We start from the raw sequence: 20,335 nt of genomic DNA, 5'->3' as shown, positions 1-20,335 counted from the left end.
CCGAGCCGGCACTCAGCCGACCTCGACCGCCTCGGCCGCCTCGCGCACGAGCTCCAGGCCACGCTCCGGTGCCACGACCGAGTCACCCTGGACCGTCACCGTCAGTCCGTCCGTCGTCAGCTGGCAGAGGGTGATCACCGCCTCCACGTCACGCGTGGGCTGGCTGCCATCGGTGAGCAGCACCGTCGGGTCGGCGGCCCGGACCAGGCACTCGGCGTCGTCGTCGGTGACGACCCAGGCCTGCGGGGAGCCGAAACCCAGGAGCTCGGCCAGCGAGTCGGAGTCCTGCGGCGACCAGAGTCCGGGACTGTCCGCTGCCACCGCGTACACGGTGACGATGGTCTCGAGGTCCTCGTCGGCGTAGGTCCGGGCAGCTGTCGCCGCGCCGTCGTGCGCGCCTGACAGTGACTCCTGCAGCTCGACGAGCACCTCTCGTCGCGCCTCCACGGTGGTATCGCCCGCACCGAGATCCGCCTGGACGGCCTCGAGCTCTCTGAGGTCGTCGAGCGTCTCCGGCAGGGCCAGCTCCGAGATCCCGGAGTCGAACAGGCCCGACGTCACCGCGAGGGGCGCCCCCGTCCCGAGCGCCGCGCCCACCAGCGCGGCGACGAGCACGAGCGGCCATGTCCGTCGACCACGTCCCTCGGCCGGAGCGCCCGGTGCTCGTCCCGCACCGACGTGCTGCTCCTGCGCCCCGCCCGGTCCGTGCCACTGCTGCGGCGGGCCCTGCGCCTGCCAGTACTGACCAGCTGCCGGCTCCTGCCGGTGCTGACCGCCCGCCGGCTCCTGCCAGTACCGCCCGGCCCCGTCGCCGGTCCGTCCACCGTCCACGTCTCCTCCTCGAGACCCGACCGACGTCAGTCGGCCTGCTTGGCCAGGCGCCAGCGGGTGAGCAGCGCGTACACCAGGCCCCAGACCACGAGCGCCCCCAGGGTGAGCAGCCAGATCTCCGGGCTGTGCTCCCACAGGGCGTCGGTCTGGTCGGGGCGGAAGTCCGTGATGCCGACCGTCGACATCGTCATCGCGAAGCCCCAGCGCGTGGGCATGAACCAGGAGAGCTGCTCGGCGATCGGCGTCCCGGCCACGGCCAGCACACCGCCGCTGAGCACGAGCTGGAGGATGCCGGCCCCGACCATGGACATCATCACCTGCTCGGAGTTCTGCGCCATCGTCGACAGCAGCAGGCCGAGCAGCATGTTGACCACGGTCAGCGCCATCGCCGCGATGACGATCTCGACGGCGCCCGACGGCAGCAGCGAGCCCTCGTCCGGCGGGTTGTTGAGCATGAGGGTGATGACCGCCGCGGCCGCCCCCTGGTAGGCGGCGACCGTGCCGAGCACGATGACCTTGGCGCCGAGGTAGGCGTCGGGTCTGAGCCCGACCGCCGCCTCGCGCCGGAAGATCTCCCGTTCGCCGACGAGATCGCGGATCGACACCGCCAGGCCGGCCAGCGCCAGGCCCACCATGACGATGAGCAGGATCTGCGAGGCCTCCGTCGTGGCGAACTCGCCGGGCTGGGGCGCCCGGAGACCGAGCCGTTCGGAGTTCTCCTCGTACTTGGGTACGGCGAGGGTGAGGACGCCGAACAGCACGGGCATGAGCACCAGCACCGCCAGGTACTTCATGTCGGCGAACATCAGGCTCAGCTGCCGGCGCGCGAGCGTGGAGACCTGCCGCCCCACGGACTGCTGGCTGCGCCGCTCGAGCTGCTGGGGGCGGCTGACGTTGACGCGCCGCACGTGCGGACGGGCCGAGGCGCCCTCGAACATCTGCTGGGACCGGGTGGGGTCCTCCTTGATGAACGCGTAGATCTGCGCGTAGGTGAGGTCGTCGGGGTCCCTGACCTCGCGGCCCAGGTAGCGCATCGCCTTGGCGAAGTACGGCTTGACCTCGTGAGGCGCGCCGTAGAAGGCGGTCTTGCCGCCCGGGGCGAGCAGGAGGATCTTGTCGCACTCAGCGAGGTTGACCTCGTTGTGCGTGATGACGACGACCGTGCGTCCGCGCACCCCGCGCGAGTCGTCGCCGTGGGCGATGTCGGCGAGCAGGTGCATGATCTCGGCGTCGAGGGAGGGGTCGAGGCCCGAGGTCGGCTCGTCGAGGAAGAGCAGGTCCGGCTGGGTGAGCATCTCCAGGGCGACGGAGACGCGCTTGCGCTGGCCGCCGGAGAGCCGGTCGATGCGCGTGCTCGAGTGCTCGGTCAGGCCGAGCTGGTTCATCACGCGCTCGACGGCCTGCTCGCGCTCGCGGCGCTGGACCGACTCGTCGAAGCGCAGCTCGGCGCCGTACTCGAGGGCCTTGCGCACCGAGAGGGTGCGGTGCACGACGTCGTCCTGCGGGACCACGCCCATCCGGTTGCGCATGGTGGCCTCGTGCTCGTAGACGTCGAGCCCGGAGAACCGGACGATGCCCTCGTCGGCGGGCGGCCGCCCCACCAGGGAGCGCAGCAGCGTCGACTTGCCCGCGCCGGAGGGGCCGATGACGGCCAGCAGCGAACGCCCGGGCAGGGAGAAGGTGACGTCGTCGAGGATGGTCTTCTTCGACGGGTCCTGCGCGCCGGCCTCCTTGAACCGCTTGCGCTCGTCGGGGGACGCGGGCACGCGCACGGTGAGGTCCTCGGCCTCGAGGCTGCCCTCGCCGCCGGAGATGTCGATGGGCACCAGGCCGCCGGGGACGAGCTGGAGGAAGGTGCCTCCGACGCCGAGGATGCCGCCCATCTGGAGCGTGCCCTGGGTGATGCGCGAACCGTTGACGAAGGTGCCGTTGAGCGAGCCGCGGTCGATGACCCGGAAGCCGCCCTGGGTGGGCACGAGGTCGACGTGCCGGCCGGAGACGAGGGGGTCGTCGAGGGTGATGTCCGCGCTCTTCGCACGGCCGATGGTCAGGGTCCCCGGCGCGCGTCCGGCCGCGGCGGAGGCCGGGGAGGGGCTGCCCGCGGGGGTGCCCGAGGGTGCGGGGGCGACGGGGCGGCCGTGGTGCAGGGACTGGGTGGCCGCCGGCGCGTCGGCGGCCGGGGCGCCGGAGAACGCGCGGGCGTCCGGCGCCGCGGGCTTGCCCGCCGGGCCCGACCTCGGCGGGCCCGTGGGCGGTGCGGCCTGCGCCCGCGCGGCCGGTGCGTCCGCGGGCGGGCCTGCCGGGGTCCCGGTGGGCCGGGCCGGCGAGGGGATCGACGAGGGGGCGGCCGGGCCGGCGGAGGCGGCCGACGCGGCGCTCGGACCGGCCGAGCCCGCGGATGCGGCGCTCGGTCCCGCGGGACCCGCCGAGGCGGCGCCCGGTCCCCCGGGACCCGCCGGGGCGCCCGGGGCACCCGGTCCGGCCGGTGCGCCGACGGGACGGATCCGCAGCTCGGGCCCCTGTGCCGGGTGCCCGAGGCGGACGGCCACGCCCTGGCCGATCGCGACCGGCGCGGTGAGCGGCTGCCCCGCGACGAACGCGGCACCACCGACGACGCGGATCATCCAGCCGCCCGGGGTGTCGGCGATCTCGAGGTTCGCGGGGGCCACCCCGGGGTGGTTGATGATGAGGTCGGCAGGGGGCGCGCTGCCGACGACCGCGCGACCGCCCGGGGCACGGGAGGCCGTTCCCATCGGGGACGCGATCTCGATACCCGTTCGCATGCAGTGGATCCTCTCGCCAAGCTCGGGTCGTGCGACCGCCGACGGCCACCCGGCTGAGCACCGCCCACGGCATGCTAACGGGGTCCGGCACCCTCCTGGCAGGGAACACCTCCCCGAGTGCTGCGCGTCTCCCCGGACGGGCCACGCACCTCGCCCGCGCGCCACCCGCCCGGGGTCCGGCGCGCCCGACTACGCGGTGGTCGCACCCCCGGCGCCGGCCGCCCACGCGGGCGCGACGAGCGGCCACGGGTCGGCCTCCTCCAGGGCGGCGGCCAGGCCGAGGAGCATCGCCTCGTCACCGATCTTCCCGCCGAGCTGGACGCCGAAGGGCAGCTCGGGTCCGCCGTCGACGACCGCGGCCCGGTGCAGCGGCACGGAGATCGCCGTCGCCCCGGTGATGTTCCACGTCGAGGTCCATGGTGTGTAGGCGCGCTGGTCGAGGAAGTCCTGGGCCGGGTCGGCGTCGTCGCGCATCGACCCGACCGGTGCCGGCGGGCCGGACAACGTGGGGCTGAGGACGACGTCGACGTCGGCCCACACCTGTGCCGTGCGCCGGGTGAGCATGTGCATCGCGGAGATGGCCTCGGCGTACTGGACGGCGGTCACGCCCTGCCCGCGCTCGCGCAGGAACCGGGTGAGCGGGACGAGCAGCTCCTCCTGCTCCGGCTCGAGCGGCGCGGCGGCGGCGCCGGTCGCCCAGACCGGCTGGAACGCCTCCCACTCCTCGACCCCGAACGGGACCGAGACCTCGACGATCTCGTGCCCGAGGGCCTGCAGGAGGGCCACCGCCCGGTCGACGGCGGCCAGCGCCTGGGGGTGCACGTCGGTCTCGATCGCGATCGGCTCCCGCAGGACGCCGACGCGCAGACGTCGCGGCGGGGCGTCGCAGGCGGCGAGGAACGTGCCCGTCTGCTCCGGCGCCCGGTAGACGTCGCCGGGGCGCGGGACGGCGAGCACGTCGAGCAGCGCCGCGGTGTCCCGGACGGTGCGCGTGAGGACGCCGCTGCGCGAGAGCCCGGTCCCGTCGGGCTGGTACGGCCCCGGCGAGATCCGGCCCCGCGTGGGCAGCAGCCCGACCAGCCCGCACGCGGCGGCCGGGATGCGGATCGAGCCTCCGCCGTCGGAGCCCTGGGCCGCCGGGACGAGCCCGGCCGCGACGGCGGCGCCCGCCCCGCCCGACGAACCGCCGGCGGAGCGCGTGAGGTCCCACGGCGTGCGGGCGGTGGGGCCGACGTCGGGCTCCGTGTAGGGCGGCATGCCGAACTCGGGGGTGGTCGTCTTGCCGACCATCGTCGTGCCGGCCTCGGCGAGCAGGGTGACGATGCCGTCGTCGACCTGGGCGACGGTGTCGGCGAACGCCGCCGACCCCATCCGCACGGGCAGCCCGGCGACCTGGTTGAGGTCCTTGATCGGCAGCGGGACGCCGAGGAACGGGGGGAGGTCGTCGTCGCCGCCGCTCCCGGCGGCCGCACCGGCGCCCGCCCCAACCCCCGCCCCGCGTCCCGCCCGGGCGAGCCGGTCCTCGGCGGCGCGCGCGTCGTCGAGCGCGCGCTCGGCCGCGACGTGGATGAAGGCCCCGACGTGCTGGTCCAGGGCCTCGATGCGGCGCAGCGTGTGGTCGGCCACCTCGGTCGGGGAGACCTCGCGGGAGCGGACCGCGGCCGCGAGCTCGAGTGCTGACAGCTCGTGGATCTGCGTCATGTCCCGACCCTACGCGGGGCCCGGATCGCGGGACACCCGGCCATTCCCTTGACCGCGCCCCCACCCGGTGCGCAAGGATGTGTGGCGGCCGTACCAACCGGACGGTCGAGCCGGCGGAAGGAGAATCCATTGGGAATCCTCGACAAGGCCAAGGACTTCGCATCTGGCGACAAGGGTGAGGAGTACTCCGACAAGGGGCTCGACGCCGCCGCTGGCGCGGCGGACAAGATCTCCGGTGGGAAGCACTCCGACAAGATCGACGGCGTGCGCGACAACATCGACGGCCGCATCGGCAACGAGGGCGCCGGCGACGACAAGTCGAACGCCTGACGCACCAGACACCCTCGGGGAGCTAGCCCCCGAACGCCCGACGGCCGGTCCCCCAGTCCGGGGGCCGGCCGTCGTCGTGCCTGGCCCCGTGACCGGGGGATCCGGACGGTCCGACACCCCGGCGGGGTGTGACCAGAGCGATGACATGGTGAGATGGGCACATGAGCGCAGCCGAGCCCGCAGCGACGTCCGACGACCCGTACCGCTGGCTCGAGGAGGTGGAGGACGAGCAGGCGCTCGCCTGGGCCACCGAACGCAACGGCGAGGTCGCCGAGGAGCTCGCCGCCACGGAGCGGTTCACCGACCTCGAGGGGCAGATCCTCGAGGTCCTGGACTCGACCGAGAAGATCCCGCACGTCGTCCAGCGCGGGGAGCACCTGTACAACTTCTGGATCGACGCCGAGCACCCGCGCGGCCTGTGGCGCCGCACCACCTGGGACTCCTACCGCGAGCGTGAGCCCGAGTGGGAGACCGTTCTCGACGTCGACGCCCTCGCCGAGGCCGAGGGCGAGCCGTGGGTGTGGCACGGGGCCACCGTCCTGCGCCCCTCACTGGACCGCGCCCTCGTCTCCCTGTCCCGGGGTGGCTCCGACGCCGACGTCGTGCGCGAGATGGACCTGACCACCCTCGAGCTGCTCGACGACGGCTTCGTCCTGCCCGAGTCCAAGGGGTACGCGACCTGGGCGGACACCACCGGGGACACGCTGCTGGTGGGCCGCGACCTCGGTGAGGGCTCGATGACCGAGTCCGGCTACCCGCGCACCGTGCGCCGCTGGACGCGGGGCACCGACCTGGCGCAGGCCGAGGAGATCTACGCCGGCGAGGTCGCCGACGTCGGCGTGTTCGCCTCCTTCGACAGCACCCCGGGCTTCGAGCGCACCTTCCTCAGCCGCGCGGTCGGCTTCTTCGACGAGGAGGTCCACCTCCTGCGCGAGGACGGCACGCGCGTGCGCATCGACGCGCCCACCACCGCCACGGTCGACGTGCACCGCGAGTGGCTGACCATCCTGCTGCGCGAGACCATCACGCTGCGCGGCACGATGTACCGCGCGGGCACCCTGCTGGGCGTCGACCTCGAAGAGTTCCTCGCCGGCGAGGGCACCCTGACCACCCTGTTCGCCCCGACGCCGACCACCGCGCTGTCCTCCTACACGTGGACGCGCCACCACCTGGTGCTCAACGTCCTCGAGGACGTGGTCAACCGGCTCGAGCTGCGCACGCCGCCGCCGACCTCCGACGGCGAGTGGCTCGAGCGGCCCCTCGCGCTGGCCGCCGCCGGCTCGCCGCGGCTGGCGGTCTCGCGGATGTCCTCGATGTCGGTCGCGGCGGTCGACCCGCGCGAGTCGGACGACATCTGGCTGACCACCACCGACTTCCTCCAGCCCAGCTCGCTCAACCTCGTGCGGCTCTCGGGCGCGGGCCAGACCAAGGGCGTCGAGCCGCTGAAGATGCTGCCGCTGTTCTTCGAGGACGAGGGCCTCGTCGTCGAGCAGTTCTTCGCCACCTCCGACGACGGCACGCAGGTCCCGTACTTCCAGATCGGGCCGGCGGGGGTCGGTACCGCGGAGTCGCGGCGCGACGGCGCCGCCCCGCTGCCCACCCTGCTCTACGGGTACGGCGGGTTCGAGATCTCGCTGCTGCCGTCCTACTCCGGTGCGGTGGGGCGCTCCTGGCTCGAGCGCGGCGGCGTCTACGTCGTGGCCAACATCCGCGGCGGCGGGGAGTTCGGGCCGCGCTGGCACCGCACCGCGATCGGTCACCGGCGCCACCGCAGCTACCAGGACTTCGCGGCGGTCGCCCGCGACCTCATCTCCCGGCAGGTCACCGACCCCGCGCACCTGGGCATCCGGGGCGGCTCGAACGGCGGGCTGCTCATGGGCGTCATGCTCACGCTCTACCCCGAGCTGTTCGGTGCGGTGGTCGCCCAGGTCCCGCTGCTGGACATGAAGCGGTTCTCGCACCTGCTGGCGGGGGCCTCCTGGGTGGCCGAGTACGGCGACCCCGACGACCCGAAGCAGTGGTCGTTCATCAAGACCTTCTCCCCGTACCACCTGCTCGAGGCGGACAAGGAGTACCCGCCGCTGCTGCTGACCACCTCCACGCGCGACGACCGAGTCCACCCCGGGCACGCCCGCAAGATGGCGGCGAAGATGCTCGAGGCCGGCCACGACGTGCGCTACTACGAGAACATCGAGGGCGGGCACGGCGGGGCGGCGACGAACAGCCAGCGCGCCTACCTGGAGGCCCTCGCCTACGAGTTCCTCTGGCAGCAGCTCGGCGGCGAGAAGGACTAGCTCCGGCCGCCGCTCTCCCGCTGGGCGCCCGCCGCACTCCCGGCGGGCGGGTGGGTCAGCTGTCGGAGCTCCAGCGGCGGCGGCGCGCGGCCACCCAGCCGAACAGGCCGACGACGCCGATGGTGAGGCCCGCGACCAGGCCGATCGCGCCGACGAGCATCGGTCCACCCAGCACGGACCAGCCGCCCAGGGACGGCGAGCGCGTGAGGCCCAGGTCCGCCCCGCCGGCGTCGCAGTCGACCTGGTAGGCGCCGTCCGAGCCCGCGGCGAAGCTGCCGAGGCTGACGTCGGACGTCCCGGCGCCGGCCTGGAAGACCTCCTCGAGCTCGATGTCCAGGCTCGACCCGTCCGGGCCGGTGACGAGGCACTGCCCGGTCGTCCCGCGCTCGCCGACGATGAGGTAGGTGCCCTCCCCCGTCAGGTCGTGCCGCCCGGACGTGATCGGCTCCGCGGAGTCGACGGAGTCACGCACGATGTCCGCGGCCGCGCTCGTCCCGGCGGCCAGGGCGAACGCGGGCACCAGGGTGCCCACGAGCAGCCCGACGACGATCCACACCAGTGCCGCGCGGGTGGTACGCGGGCGGATCCGCCGGCGCCGGTGCGCGCCCGGCACGTCGCCGGGGGCGTCGTCAGGTGCCTCGTCGGGCGCGTCGTGCACGCCGGGCGCGTCGGGAGCGTCGGGGGTGCGGGCCACGGGCGCGTCCACCGGCCCGTCCGCATGCGCGTCCGCCGGCACGTCCTCGGGCGGGCCGTCCGGCTCCGACCGGTCACCTGCGGGCCGCTGGCCGGGCTCGTTCGTCACAGCCACAGTGTGCCAAGCCCTGCCGCGGGTCGCAGCGACGCTCAGCCGTCGACGTCGTGAAGGTGGTGGCGCACGTCGTGCAGCAGGTACTGGGCCAGCGTGCGGACGGTGAAGGCGGCGCCGTCGCCGCGTCGCCCGGTCCGCTCCCAGGCGGCCTCGGGGACGGCGCCGAACACGATGCCGGTCTCCTCCGCGCGCGTGGCGATCCGATGGGCGACGTCGCCGGGGTCGTGCGCGCCGTAGTCACCGTCGACGGCGGCCTGGTCCTGGTCCCAGTCGGGGAACGTGGGGTCCTCGCGGGTGCGGATGAGCGCCAGCCGGGCGGCCATGACGTCGAGGACGTCGGCGATGTGCGCCGCGTACTCCAGCGGCGACCAGGTGGCGGGGTCGGGGCGGGTGGCGACGTCGTCGCGCCGGAGCACCGCCGCCCAGCGGCGGGCCGCCTCCGCGAGCTCGGCCGCGACGTCGGCCGGCGTGAACCGGGCGGCCTCGGTGCCGCACTGCTCGCACCGGCGCTCCAGCACCCAGGTCCAGTCCTTCGTGTCGGGCTCGATCACGGCTCTCCTCCGTCCCGTCGACGCCCCCCACGGTACGCGCGGATCACCGGCCGCGGCGGGGTCCCTGCCACAGCACGAGGGCGCCGGTCTCGCGGCGCTCGGTGCGCACGCGCCGGCCCCGGGGTCCGGAGACGACGACGCCGGAGGAGGACGCGGTGAAGACGCGGCTGCCGGGGTCGATGCGGGCGCGCAGCGACTCGAGCTCGTCGGTCACCCGCTCGAGCTCGGAGCGCAGCCGCAGGATGTGGTGGATGCCGGCGAGGTTGACGCCCTCGTCCTGGGAGAGGCGCTGGATCTCGCGCAGCCGCGCGACGTCGCGCAGGGAGTAGCGCCGGCCCCGGCCGGCCGTCCGGCGCGGCTCGACGAGCCCCATCCGGTCGTACTGGCGCAGGGTCTGCGGGTGCATGGCCGCCAGCTCGGCGGCCACGGAGATGGTGAGGACGGCGGCGTCGGGCCCCAGCTCGTCCTCGGCGCGCACCCGGGTCCGGCCGCGGCCTCGGCCGGCGCCCGCCCGGGGGGCGCTCATCGTCCCGCCTGCTCGAAGAGGAAGTCGCGCGGGCTGGCGTCGGCGTTGGCTGCGGCAAAGTCCTCGACCGCCTGGCGCGCCGCCGCGGACAGCCGCGAGGGGACGACGACGTTGACGGTGACCAGCAGGTCGCCGGCGGTGCCCCTGGCGGGGCGCACGCCGCGCCTGCGCACACGCAGCGTCCGGCCCGACGGGGTCCCGGCGGGCACCTTGAGCCGGACGGTCTCGCCGTCGAGGGTGGGTACCTCGACGGTGGCCCCCAGCGCCGCCTCGTCGAAGGTGACCGGCACGGTGAGCCGCAGGTCCTTGCCGTCGAGGGTGAACAGCGGGTGGGCGGTGACCTCGACGGTGATGACGAGGTCGCCCGCGGGAGCGCCGCCCGAGCCGGGCCGCCCCTTGCCGGCGATCTTGATCCGCTGGCCGTCGCGCACGCCGGGCGGGATGCGGGTGGTGACCGTGCGCCCGTCCACGGTCAGCTCGACCGTCGAGCCGTCCACCGCCTGCCGGAACGGCAGCGTCGTCGTGGCGTGCACGTCCTGGCCGCGCTGGGCACGGCGCCGCGAGCCGAACCCCGTGGGCGCCTGCGCGCCGAACATCGAGGACAGGATGTCGTCGAAGCCGGGCATGTCCTCGGCGGAGGCGTAGGAGCCGCCGCGGCCGCCGGCGCCGAAGCCCGAGGAGAAGACGTCCTCGAAGCCGGAGGTCCCTCCGCCGGGTCCGCCGGCGAACCTCGGGCTGCCGCCGGCCATGGCGCGCAGGGCGTCGTACTCCTTGCGCTGCTGGGGGTCGGAGAGCACCGAGTAGGCCTCGCCGACCTTCTTGAAGGTCTCCTCGGCCTTGGTGTCACCGGGGTTCTGGTCGGGGTGGTGGGTGCGCGCGAGCTTGCGGTACGCCTTCTTGATCGTGTCCTCGTCGGCGTCCTTGGGCACGCCGAGCACCTGGTAGAAGTCCTTCTCCAGCCAGTCCTGTCCTGCCATCACACCTCACCTCCCCTTAGCTGTCATCAGTGTCCGTGCCCCCGTGGGCGCCGGTGACCGGCGCCCACGGGGCGTGTCCTGCCGTGCCCGCGTCACGGGCGGTGCCGCTCACGCGGGCGAGTGCACCGAGACGCGCGCGGCGCGCACGACCTTCTCGCCGAGCCGGTAGCCCGGCTGCAGCACCTGCTCGATCGTGGGGACCTCGACCTCGGAGGAGTCGGTGCTCATGAGCGCCTCGTGCACGTTCGGGTCGAACTCCTCCCCCACGGCGCCGAAGCGCTCGAAGGAGAACCGCTGCGCGAGGGTCTGCTCGAGCTTGTCCGCGATCGACGCGAACGGTCCGGTGAGGTCGTCGTGGTGGCGGGCCAGGGCGATGTCGTCCAGCACCCCCAGCAGGGACTCGACGACCTGCTCGACGCCCGCCTGGCGGTGCCCCTGCGCCTCGGTGCGGGAGCGGCGCACGAAGGCGGCGTACTCCTGCTCGAGGTTGTACAGGTCCGCCTTGCGGCGGGCGACCTGGTCCTGGAGGTCGAGCACCTCGGCCTGGGCCGCGGCCAGCGGGTCGTCCCCGGCCGGGGCGTCCTCGGCAAGGACCCCGTCGGCCGGCGCTCCCGAGGCCGGTGCGGCACCCGAGGCGGCGGCGCCGTCGGCGGGCGCGGTGCTCGCCCCGGCCGGCTCGCCCGGCGCGGAGGCGTCGGTGGCCTCGGCGGGCGCCTGGGCGCCCGCCGCGCGGACCCGCCCGGTCTCGGGGTCGATCCGCCGACGGTCGTTGACCACCGGCTGCTCCCTGGGGCCGTCGGGCTGCTCGGTCACTTCTTCTCCTCCTCCTCGTCGTCGACGATCTCGGCGTCGACGACGTCCTCGTCCGAGGAGCCGGAGTCGCTCGCGCCGAAGTCCGGCTGCTCCTGGGCGCCGACGTCCTCGCCGCCCTGGGCGGCGTAGAGCGCCTCGCCGATCTTCATCGCCTTGGTGTTGAGCTCGTCCTGGGCGGTCTTGATCGCCTCGACGTCCTCGCCCTCGAGCGCCTTCTTCAGGGCGTCGACGGACTCGCGGATCTCGCCGGCGACGTCCTCGGGCAGCTTGTCGGCGTTGTCGGTCAGCTGCTTCTCCACCGAGTACACCTGCTGCTCGGCGGTGTTGCGCGCGTCGGCCTCCTCGCGCCGCTTGGCGTCCTCGGCGGCGTGCGCCTCGGCCTCCTTGACCATGCGGTCGATCTCCTCCTTGGGCAGGGCGGAGCCGCCGGTGATGGTCATCGACTGCTCGGTGCCGGTGCCCTTGTCCTTGGCGGAGACGTGCACGATGCCGTTGGCGTCGATGTCGAAGGCGACCTCGATCTGCGGCATGCCGCGCGGGGCCGGCGCGATCCCGGTGAGCTCGAAGGTGCCCAGCGGCTTGTTGTCCCGCGCGAACTCGCGCTCGCCCTGGAAGACCTGGATGAGCACCGAGGGCTGGTTGTCCTCGGCGGTGGAGAAGGTCTCGGACCGCTTGGTCGGGATGGCCGTGTTGCGCTCGATGAGCTTGGTCATCACGCCGCCCTTGGTCTCGATGCCGAGCGAGAGCGGGGTGACGTCGATGAGCAGGACGTCCTTGCGGTCGCCCTTGATGACGCCGGCCTGCAGGGCCGCGCCGACGGCGACGACCTCGTCGGGGTTGACGCCCTTGTTGGGCTCGCGCCCGCCGGTCAGCGACTTGACGACCTCGGTCACCGCGGGCATGCGGGTCGAGCCGCCGACGAGGACCACGTGGTCGATCTCGGAGAGCTGGATGCCGGCGTCGCGGATGACGTTCTCGAAGGGCGCCTTGGTGCGGTCGAGGAGGTCCTTGGTCATGTCCTCGAACTTCGCCCGGGTGAGCTGCTCGTCGAGGTGGATGGGGCCCTCGGGCGTCATCGACAGGTACTGCAGGGAGATGTTCGTCGAGGTGGCCGAGGACAGCTCCTTCTTCGCCTGCTCGGCGGCGTCCTTGAGGCGCTGGAGGGCGATCTTGTCCTTGCCGAGGTCCGGGCCGCCGCGGCCCTTGACGGTGTCGACCAGCCAGCTGACGATCCGCTGGTCCCAGTCGTCGCCGCCGAGGCGGTTGTCGCCCGAGGTGGCGCGGACCTGGATCGTGGAGAAGTCGTCCTCGTCCTTGCCGACCTCGAGCAGGGAGACGTCGAAGGTGCCGCCACCGAGGTCGAAGACGAGGATGAGCTCGTCCTCCTTGCCCTTCTCCAGGCCGTAGGCGAGCGCCGCGGCGGTGGGCTCGTTGACGATGCGCAGGACGTTGAGGCCGGCGATCTGCCCGGCGTCCTTCGTGGCCTGACGCTCGGCGTCGTTGAAGTAGGCGGGGACCGTGACGACGGCGTCGGTCACGGGCTCACCGAGGTAGGCCTCGGCGTCCTTCTTCAGCTTGCCCAGCACGCGGGCCGAGATCTCGGGTGCGGTGTAGGTCTTGTCGTCGATGTCCACCGACCAGTCGGTGCCCATGTGGCGCTTGACCGAGGCGATGGTGCGGTCGACGTTGGTGACGGCCTGGCGCTTGGCGATCTCGCCGACGAGGACCTCGCCGGACTTGCTGAACGCGACGACGGACGGCGTGGTGCGCGCGCCCTCGGCGTTGGCGATGACGGTGGGCTCGCCGCCCTCCAGGACGGAGACGACGGAGTTCGTGGTGCCGAGGTCGATCCCGACTGCTCGTGCCATGTGCGGTGCTCCTTGCGGGTCACGCCGGAGCACGGCCCGGAAGGCCGCGACCCCGACTGGTTGAGTCGTATGCACTCAACCTTGCACCCGCCCGGGGCTCGTGTCCAGCCGAACGAGTGTGAAGTTGAGTCTGACTGGCTCAACCTTGGGGTGGGTGGAGATATTCCCGCGGCCGGTCGCCCCTCAGACGGAGTAGCGCTCGACGAGCTCGACGTAGTTGCCGGCCGGGTCGAAGAAGTAGTGCCCGCGCATCGGACCGCCGGGGGCGTCCTCGGGGACGTCGATCGTGCCGTCGAGGACGCGGACCCCGTTCGCCCGCAGGTACGCCACGGCGCTCGCGATGTCCTCGACCCGCAGACCGATGTGGTGGGCACCCACGTCCCAGTTCCGCGGCGGGGTCCGACCCACGTCGGTGGGCCGCTCGTAGACGAAGAGCTCGAGGAGGAACCCGCCCAGGCGCAGCACGCGGAAGGAGAAGGAGGCACCGGGAACGTCCATGTGCGTCTCGGTCCAGTCGCGCCCGTCGGCGCCGCGCGGCATCGTCTCGGAGTCGAAGGGGCCCATGGCGAGCAGCTCCTCGGCGCCGAGCAGGTCGACGTAGAACCGGGTCGCCTCCTCGAGGTCGGGCACGGTGATGCCGACATGGTGCGCGGTGACGTTCAGGGGTCCGTTCACGGGGGTGGTCATGCCCGCAGGCAAGCACGACGTCGGGGCTCCCCGGGCGCTGTCCCACGGCCCGGACGGCGCCGAGGCGCGGACACTACCGGGGCATCGGCACAGGTCTGCGAGGATCGTCGCCGACGCGAGGAGGAGCGTCCGTGCTGCATGTGCTGTCGGCGACCGTGCCGATCTTCCTCGTCGTCGCCCTCGGCTACGCGCTCACCCGCGCCGGGATCTTCCACCGCGGGGACGCCACCGTGCTGTCGCGGTTCGTGGTCAAGGTGGCCCTGCCGCTGCTCATCTTCGCCAACATCGCCGGGCGGTCACCGGGCGAGGTCTTCCACGCCTCCTACCTGCTGACCTACTCCCTGGCGGCGCTGGCGATGTTCGCCGTCGCGGGGGCCTACGCCCGCGCCCGACGGCGCTCGCTGGTGCAGGCCGCGTTCCTCGGCGCCTCCATGGGAGGCACGAACAACGGGTTCATCGGGTTCCCCATCTTCCTCATCCTGTTCACCGAGCAGGCGGGGGCCGCCGTCGGCATGGGGATGATCGTGGACAACGTCCTCATCCTCCCGCTCACGCTGCTGCTCGCCGAGCAGGCGACCGGGACCGGCACGGTCCGCGACCGGCTGCTCTCCACGGTGCGCAACGTCGTGCTGCACCCGATGGTCGTGGCGATCGCGGCGGCGCTCGTCCTCAGCGCCGCCGGGCTCGAGCTGCCCACCGCGCTCGGTCGCGGCGTCGACCTGCTCGCCGGGGCAGCGACCGGTGTCGCGCTGTTCAGCGTGGGCGCGATGTTCGTCGGCCTGCGGGTGCGCGGCGCGGCCTCGGACATCGCGGTGAGCGTGGTCGGCAAGCTCGTCCTCATGCCGGCCGTGGCGCTGGTGCTCGTGCTCGCCCTGACCGCGGCGGGGCTGCCGGAGCTCCCGACCGAGCTGCGCGCCGCCGCCGTGCTCATGTGCGCGCTGCCGCCGTACTCGGTCCTGCCCTCGCTGGCCGAGCAGTACGGCGACGCCGACGTCACCACCGCCTCGATGATGCTCTCGACGGCCTGCTCGTTCCTCACCCTGTCGGGCTGGATGGTGGTCCTCGAGGCGATGGGCTGGATGTAGCCGCCGTTCCCCTCGGGCGCCCGGCCGCGCCGCTCAGGCGTTCGCCAGTGCGGCCCGCAGGTCCGCCGGGGTCATGTCGCCGGGCCGGCTGCCCGACGCCGCGGCCTGCCGGCCGAGCCGGGCCAGCGTCGCGTTGACCGGCGCCTCGATCCCGGCCGCGTGGGCCATCGCGACGACCTCGCCGTTGAGGTAGTCCGTCTCGACGTCGGGGCGTCCCTTGGCGAGCGACTGCCAGGTCGAGCCGCCCATCGCGGCCGGCGCCCCGGGCACCGGAGTCACGCTGGGGCCGGCCGCGCGGGCGGCGAGCTCGACGTCGTCGCCCGTCATCGCCACCCCGGCCGCGGCGACGACGGCGCGGGCCTCGTCGCGCGCGGCCCGGGCGACGTCGTCGCCGCCGTCGCCCACGAGCGCCTGCACCACGTTGCCGACGTTGTTCATCAACTTGCGAACCTTCCACGGCATGACGTCCTCGCGCAGCGGGACGTCGAGCCGGGCGCGCCCCCAGTCCTCGGCGAGCCGGGTCAGGAGCGCGCGGTCGGCGTCGTCGGTGAGGGCGGCCGGCACCCGGGAGGTGTGCAGCACGGCCGAGGACGGGGCGAACCGGGCGACGACGACGCCCGGCTCGAGGTTGACGCACGGGGCCCAGACGCACATGCCGTAGACCCGGGCGAACCAGCGCAGCGCCATCGCCTCGGCGGCGATCCCGTTGGTGGCGAGCACGACCGGCAGGCGCTCCCCCGCCGTCGTGGGGCCGCCCGAGGTACGGACCGGGACGTCCGCCCACGTGGCGAGCGCGTCGGCGAGGTGCTGGGTCTTGACCGAGACGACGAGGACGTCGTCCTCGGTGAGCTCGGCCTCCGTGGGGTCGAGCCAGACGGGTGCCCGCAGGGTCGCGGTGCCGTCCGGCGCCATGAGCGTGAGGCCCCGGTCGCGCAGCACGCGGCCGTGCTCGCCGCGGGCGACCCACGCGGTGTCGATCCCCGCCTGGGCGAGGCGCCCGCCGATGGTGCCGCCGACGGCACCGGTCCCGATGATCACGTATCGCGTCATGGGGCCGAGCGTAGGTCGGCCCGCGCGGGCGACGGTCCCCGCGGACGCACCCACACTCCGCCGTGCGGAGCTCACGCGCCCGGGCGGTGCGCGGTCCCCCGCCTCTCAACTCACCTGTCGACACGCACGTATGACACGTTGAACCCTGGCTCCATGAAGATCGCCATCAGCCTCCCGGACGACTCAGCAGAGCGCTTCGACCGCGTGGCACAGCAGCACGGCATGACGAGGTCGGAGTTCTACCGACGCGCAGCCGAGCAGTACGCCGACGAGCTCGCCGACGCGGAGCTGACGGCGCAGATCGACGAGGCGATCGATGCCGTCGGCCAGCCAAGCGAGGAGTCCACCCCACTTCGCCGCGCCGCGAACCTCCGGCTCGCCGAGCAGTCGAACGACTGGTGATCGAGCGCGGAGAGGTGCGCTGGGTCGACCTCGGCGAACCGAGAGGCAGCGCACCCGGGAAGCGACGACCGGTCCGACCTCGACGACCCCGCATCACGGCTGCCCGACGGATTGATGCGGGAGGTCGACGCCGGGCTCCGCCGCGTCGTGGATCTCTGACGCTCCGCACCCACGCCCCGTCCGTCGGCCCGCGCGGGCGCTCCGGCCGAGCAGGCGCACTCAGCCCCTGACGGGCAGCTCGCAGCCCCGTCCAGAAAACCTCTTGCCCGGCCACTGAACACGCGTATAGCGTCCTGAACATGAGTTCAACAACCGAGGATCTCACCACGAGGGCGCGCATCCGGGACGCGGCGATCCACCGGTTCGCCGCGCACGGCATGGACGCCTCGCTCCGCGCCGTCGCGGCCGACGCCGGCGTGAGCGCGGGCCTGATCCTCCATCACTTCGGCTCCCGCGCCGGCCTGCGGGCCGCGTGCGACGAGCACGTCTTCACCCAGGTCCGGGAGTTCAAGTCGGCCTCGCTCGACGCGCGCACCGGACCGGCGTCGATGCTCGCCCAGATCGCCGAGATCGACGGGTTCACCGACCTCATCGGCTACGTCCTGCGCGTGCTGCAGGTCGGCGGCGCACCGACCCGCGCGTTCATCGACTCGCTGGTCGCCACCAACGCCTCCTACATCGACGACGCCGTCCGCGACGGGGTCGTCCGACCGAGCCGCGACCCCCAGGCGCGGGCCCACGCGCTCACGGTCATGTCGCTCGGCGCCCTGCTGCTGGACCTGCCGGCGGGCGACGAGCCGCTCGACCTCGAGCGCCTGCCCGACCTGCTGCGCGCCTACGCGGAGCGCCTCACGCTGCCGCTGCTCGAGCTCTACACCGAGCCGGTGTTCACCACCCCGGCGCTGCTCGACGCCTACCTCGCCTCGCGCGGCACCCCCGACGACGCCGCGCGCGACGTCGCCACGCCCACCGCCGACCCCGGCCCTGACGCTTCCGACCTCCCAGACAGGAGCACCGCATGACCACCGACGCGATCGAGGTCGCCGACCTCGTCAAGACCTACGGCGCCACCCGCGCCCTCGACGGCTTCGACCTCACCGTGCCCGCGGGGAAGGTCACCGGCTTCCTCGGCCCCAACGGGGCGGGCAAGTCCACCACCATCCGGGTGCTGCTCGGCATGCTGCGGGCCGACTCCGGCAGCGCCACGGTGCTCGGCCTGGACCCCTGGTCCGACGCCGTCGCCCTGCACCGCCGCCTCGCCTACGTCCCCGGCGACACGAGCCTGTGGCCGAACCTCACGGGCGGCGAGGCGATCGGCGTCTTCACCCGCCTGCACGGCGGGACGGCCGACCGCAGGCGCCGCGACGAGCTGATCGAGCGCTTCGAGCTCGACCCGACGAAGAAGGCCCGCACGTACTCCAAGGGCAACCGGCAGAAGGTCGCGCTCGTGGCGGCGCTGGCCTCCGACGCCGAGCTCTTCCTCCTCGACGAGCCCACCTCGGGCCTCGACCCCCTGATGGAGGCCGTGTTCACCGACGAGGTCCGCCAGCTCCGCGCCGAGGGCCGCACGGTCCTGCTCTCGAGCCACATCCTCGGCGAGGTCGAGAAGCTCTGCGACACCGTGACGATCATCCGCGCCGGCCGCGCGGTCGAGTCCGGCACCCTGGCCGAGATGCGCCACCTCACGCGCTCCTCGGTCACAGCGACGACGGCGCTGCCCGGCCAGACCTTCGCGGACCTGCCCGGCGTGCACGACCTCGCCGCCGACGACGGCACCGTCACCTTCGACGTCGACAACGCCCACCTGGGCGAGGTCCTGCGGGTCCTGGCCGAGGCACGCGTGGAGAACCTGACGATCGCCCCGCCCTCGCTCGAGGAGCTGTTCATGCGCCACTACGGCGACGACGTGAGCGAGGAGGCCGCCTGATGACCGCCACGACCGACGCCGGCTCCACCACGGCGAGCGCCGCGACGCGAGCTCCCGGGGCGGACCACCCCCCGGACGGCGGCTCGCACCTCACCGGGACCGGCCACCTCGTCCGGCTCAACCTCCGGCTCGACCGGATGCGCATCGTGATCTGGGCCCTCGCCGTGGGGCTGACGAGCCTGGCCTCGATCTACGCGCTGGAGGAGGCCTTCCCCACGCCGGAGTCCCTCCAGGGGCGCGCCGAGCTCATGTCGAGCCCGGCCGCCGTCATCATGAGCGGCCCCGCGTTCGCGCTCGACGACTACACCTTCGGCGCGATGGTCGCCAACGAGCTCGCGCTGTACGTGTTCATCGCCGCGGGGCTGATGTCGATCCTCCTCGCCGTGCGGCACACGCGCGCCGAGGAGGAGTCCGGGCGGCTCGAGCTCGTCCGCTCCCACCCGGTGGGCCGGTTCGCCGCGCCGACGGCGTCCGTCGTCACCGTCGCCGTCGCCAACGTCCTCGTCGGCGCGGCCGTGACGGTCGGGCTCCTCGTCCCCGGGATGGCCGTCACCGACTCGGTCGCCCTCGGCCTGGCGACCGCGCTCACCGGCATGGTCTTCGCGGCGGTCGCGACCGTCGTCGCCCAGACCACCGAGCACGCCGGCACGGCGAGCGGCACGTCGATGGCCCTGCTCGCGATCGCCTTCCTCGTCCGCGGCATCGGCGACGTCATCGAGCCCACCGGCTCCTGGCTCTCGTGGTTCTCGCCGTTCGCGTGGGCACAGCAGACCATGCTCTTCGTGGACCTGCGCTGGTGGCCGCTCGCGGTCTCGGCGGCCGCGGTGGTCGTCCTCTACGTCGTGGCGGTCTCGCTGGCCCGGCACCGCGACCTCGGCTCGGGCCTGCGCCGCCCCAGCCCCGGGCCGGCGACCGCCGCGAGGTCGCTGCTGACCCCGGCCGGCCTGGTGGGACGGCTCCTGCGCGGGTCCGTCGTCGCGTGGGGCGTCGGCGCGTTCCTCTTCGCCGTCGCCATGGGCTCGCTCGCCGGATCCATCGACGGCATGCTCGACGACAACCCCACGCTGCAGGACTGGGTCGCCCTCGAGGGCACGGACATGACGGCGCAGTTCGCGGGCATCATCCTCACGATCTCGCTGATCGCGCCGATGATCCTCGCCGTGTCGGGCGTGCTCCGACTCAAGGCCGAGGAGGCGGCCGGCCGTACCGAGCAGACGATCGTCACCGGCAGCTCCCGGACCGCCTACCTCACGGGGTGGATCGCCACCGTCGGCGCGCACACCGTGATCCTCACGGTCCTCGCGGGGCTGGGCACGGGCATCGGGGTGGCCGCGGGCGTCGGCGAGCCGGGCCGCATCGGCGAGCTCACCCTCGCCGCGCTCGCCTACCTCCCGGCGCTCGCCGTCATCGCGGGCCTCGCGGTCGCCACGTACGGGCTCGCACCCCGGCTGACCGTGCTCGCGTGGCTGCTCGTCGTGTGGACGGCGGTCGTGGTCTTCCTGGGCGGGCTGCTGCAGCCGCCGGAGTGGGCGCTCGCGCTGTCCCCGTTCGACAGCACGCCGGCCCTCCCGGCCGAGGACCTCGAGCTGACCCCGCTGCTCGGGCAGGCCGGCATCGCCGTCGTGCTCGTCGGGGCGGGGCTCGTGGGGTTCCGACGTCGGGACATCACCTCGGCCTGAGCCGGCACCGTCCGGCACCGGCC

Annotated in this window: 18 protein-coding genes; 7 read left to right on the top strand and 11 right to left on the bottom strand. The window is 73.7% G+C overall.

The annotated features are described in order from the left end of the window. Positions 1-12: 12 nt before the first annotated feature. The 3 genes from AC3D3D_RS10505 to AC3D3D_RS10495 all read right to left on the bottom strand — a co-directional run bounded on the left by AC3D3D_RS10505 (position 13) and on the right by AC3D3D_RS10495 (position 5,315). Positions 13-831 carry a hypothetical protein gene (locus AC3D3D_RS10505; protein WP_463662024.1) on the bottom strand — a complete coding sequence of 273 codons (819 nt, stop codon included), beginning with the start codon at positions 829-831 and terminating at the stop codon, positions 13-15. Positions 832-857: 26 nt separating this feature from the next. Then, positions 858-3,614: an ATP-binding cassette domain-containing protein gene (locus tag AC3D3D_RS10500; RefSeq protein ID WP_463662023.1), complete on the bottom strand. Its 2,757-nt coding sequence runs from the start codon at positions 3,612-3,614 to the stop codon at positions 858-860. Between the two features lie 189 nt (positions 3,615-3,803). Continuing rightward, positions 3,804-5,315 (bottom strand): amidase, encoded by a 1,512-nt coding sequence (locus AC3D3D_RS10495; protein WP_463662022.1) that lies wholly within the window; start codon positions 5,313-5,315, stop codon positions 3,804-3,806. A gap of 129 nt (positions 5,316-5,444) precedes the next feature. Here AC3D3D_RS10495 and AC3D3D_RS10490 point away from each other — a divergent pair, with 129 nt between their 5' ends. Further along, the gene (locus tag AC3D3D_RS10490; protein ID WP_463662021.1) at positions 5,445-5,645 is read left to right on the top strand and encodes an antitoxin; all 201 of its coding nucleotides are present in this window, start codon (positions 5,445-5,447) and stop codon (positions 5,643-5,645) included. 161 nt (positions 5,646-5,806) lie between these two features. After that, the gene (locus tag AC3D3D_RS10485) at positions 5,807-7,939 is read left to right on the top strand and encodes a prolyl oligopeptidase family serine peptidase (protein WP_463662020.1); all 2,133 of its coding nucleotides are present in this window, start codon (positions 5,807-5,809) and stop codon (positions 7,937-7,939) included. Positions 7,940-7,994: 55 nt separating this feature from the next. Here the strand turns inward: AC3D3D_RS10485 and AC3D3D_RS10480 are convergent, their stop codons facing one another. The 7 genes from AC3D3D_RS10480 to AC3D3D_RS10450 all read right to left on the bottom strand — a co-directional run bounded on the left by AC3D3D_RS10480 (position 7,995) and on the right by AC3D3D_RS10450 (position 14,169). Next, positions 7,995-8,741, bottom strand: coding sequence for a DUF2062 domain-containing protein (locus AC3D3D_RS10480; protein ID WP_463662019.1), 747 nt, complete (start codon positions 8,739-8,741; stop codon positions 7,995-7,997). A gap of 41 nt (positions 8,742-8,782) precedes the next feature. After that, positions 8,783-9,298 (bottom strand): DinB family protein, encoded by a 516-nt coding sequence (locus AC3D3D_RS10475; RefSeq protein ID WP_463662018.1) that lies wholly within the window; start codon positions 9,296-9,298, stop codon positions 8,783-8,785. A gap of 43 nt (positions 9,299-9,341) precedes the next feature. Beyond that, the gene (locus AC3D3D_RS10470; protein WP_488512637.1) at positions 9,342-9,704 is read right to left on the bottom strand and encodes a heat shock protein transcriptional repressor HspR; all 363 of its coding nucleotides are present in this window, start codon (positions 9,702-9,704) and stop codon (positions 9,342-9,344) included. A 116-nt stretch (positions 9,705-9,820) separates the two neighbouring features. Beyond that, a complete protein-coding gene (locus tag AC3D3D_RS10465) occupies positions 9,821-10,801 on the bottom strand; it encodes a DnaJ C-terminal domain-containing protein (RefSeq protein WP_463662016.1) in 981 nt (326 codons plus the stop codon). Positions 10,802-10,909: 108 nt separating this feature from the next. After that, positions 10,910-11,614 carry a nucleotide exchange factor GrpE gene (locus AC3D3D_RS10460; protein WP_463662015.1) on the bottom strand — a complete coding sequence of 235 codons (705 nt, stop codon included), beginning with the start codon at positions 11,612-11,614 and terminating at the stop codon, positions 10,910-10,912. Next, positions 11,611-13,482, bottom strand: a complete 1,872-nt coding sequence (dnaK, locus tag AC3D3D_RS10455) for a molecular chaperone DnaK (RefSeq protein WP_463662014.1) — start codon at positions 13,480-13,482, stop codon at positions 11,611-11,613. Before dnaK ends, AC3D3D_RS10460 begins: the two co-directional genes overlap by 4 nt. Before the next feature lie 183 nt (positions 13,483-13,665). Continuing rightward, the gene (locus AC3D3D_RS10450; protein ID WP_463662013.1) at positions 13,666-14,169 is read right to left on the bottom strand and encodes a VOC family protein; all 504 of its coding nucleotides are present in this window, start codon (positions 14,167-14,169) and stop codon (positions 13,666-13,668) included. Between the two features lie 131 nt (positions 14,170-14,300). Here AC3D3D_RS10450 and AC3D3D_RS10445 point away from each other — a divergent pair, with 131 nt between their 5' ends. Next, a complete protein-coding gene (locus AC3D3D_RS10445) occupies positions 14,301-15,254 on the top strand; it encodes an AEC family transporter (protein ID WP_463662012.1) in 954 nt (317 codons plus the stop codon). 33 nt (positions 15,255-15,287) lie between these two features. On the opposite strand, the gene AC3D3D_RS10440 is transcribed toward AC3D3D_RS10445, so the two are convergent. Then, a complete protein-coding gene (locus tag AC3D3D_RS10440; RefSeq protein ID WP_463662011.1) occupies positions 15,288-16,304 on the bottom strand; it encodes a ketopantoate reductase family protein in 1,017 nt (338 codons plus the stop codon). Between the two features lie 153 nt (positions 16,305-16,457). On the opposite strand from AC3D3D_RS10440, the gene AC3D3D_RS10435 reads away from it, so the two are divergent. The 4 genes from AC3D3D_RS10435 (at position 16,458) to AC3D3D_RS10420 (ending at position 20,312) form a co-directional block, all read left to right on the top strand. Further along, positions 16,458-16,706 (top strand): CopG family ribbon-helix-helix protein, encoded by a 249-nt coding sequence (locus AC3D3D_RS10435; RefSeq protein ID WP_463662010.1) that lies wholly within the window; start codon positions 16,458-16,460, stop codon positions 16,704-16,706. 299 nt (positions 16,707-17,005) lie between these two features. Next, the gene (locus AC3D3D_RS10430; RefSeq protein ID WP_463662009.1) at positions 17,006-17,728 is read left to right on the top strand and encodes a TetR/AcrR family transcriptional regulator; all 723 of its coding nucleotides are present in this window, start codon (positions 17,006-17,008) and stop codon (positions 17,726-17,728) included. Continuing rightward, on the top strand, positions 17,725-18,633 hold the full coding sequence (locus AC3D3D_RS10425) for an ABC transporter ATP-binding protein (RefSeq protein ID WP_463662008.1): 909 nt from the start codon (positions 17,725-17,727) through the stop codon (positions 18,631-18,633). The genes AC3D3D_RS10430 and AC3D3D_RS10425 overlap by 4 nt, the downstream gene beginning before the upstream one ends. Then, positions 18,633-20,312, top strand: coding sequence for an ABC transporter permease (locus AC3D3D_RS10420; RefSeq protein ID WP_463662007.1), 1,680 nt, complete (start codon positions 18,633-18,635; stop codon positions 20,310-20,312). Before AC3D3D_RS10425 ends, AC3D3D_RS10420 begins: the two co-directional genes overlap by 1 nt. The last annotated feature ends 23 nt before the right edge of the window (positions 20,313-20,335 follow it).

The organism is Georgenia sp. X1117 (genome assembly GCF_057784635.1).
This window is presented reverse-complemented; position numbering and strand designations above follow the sequence as displayed.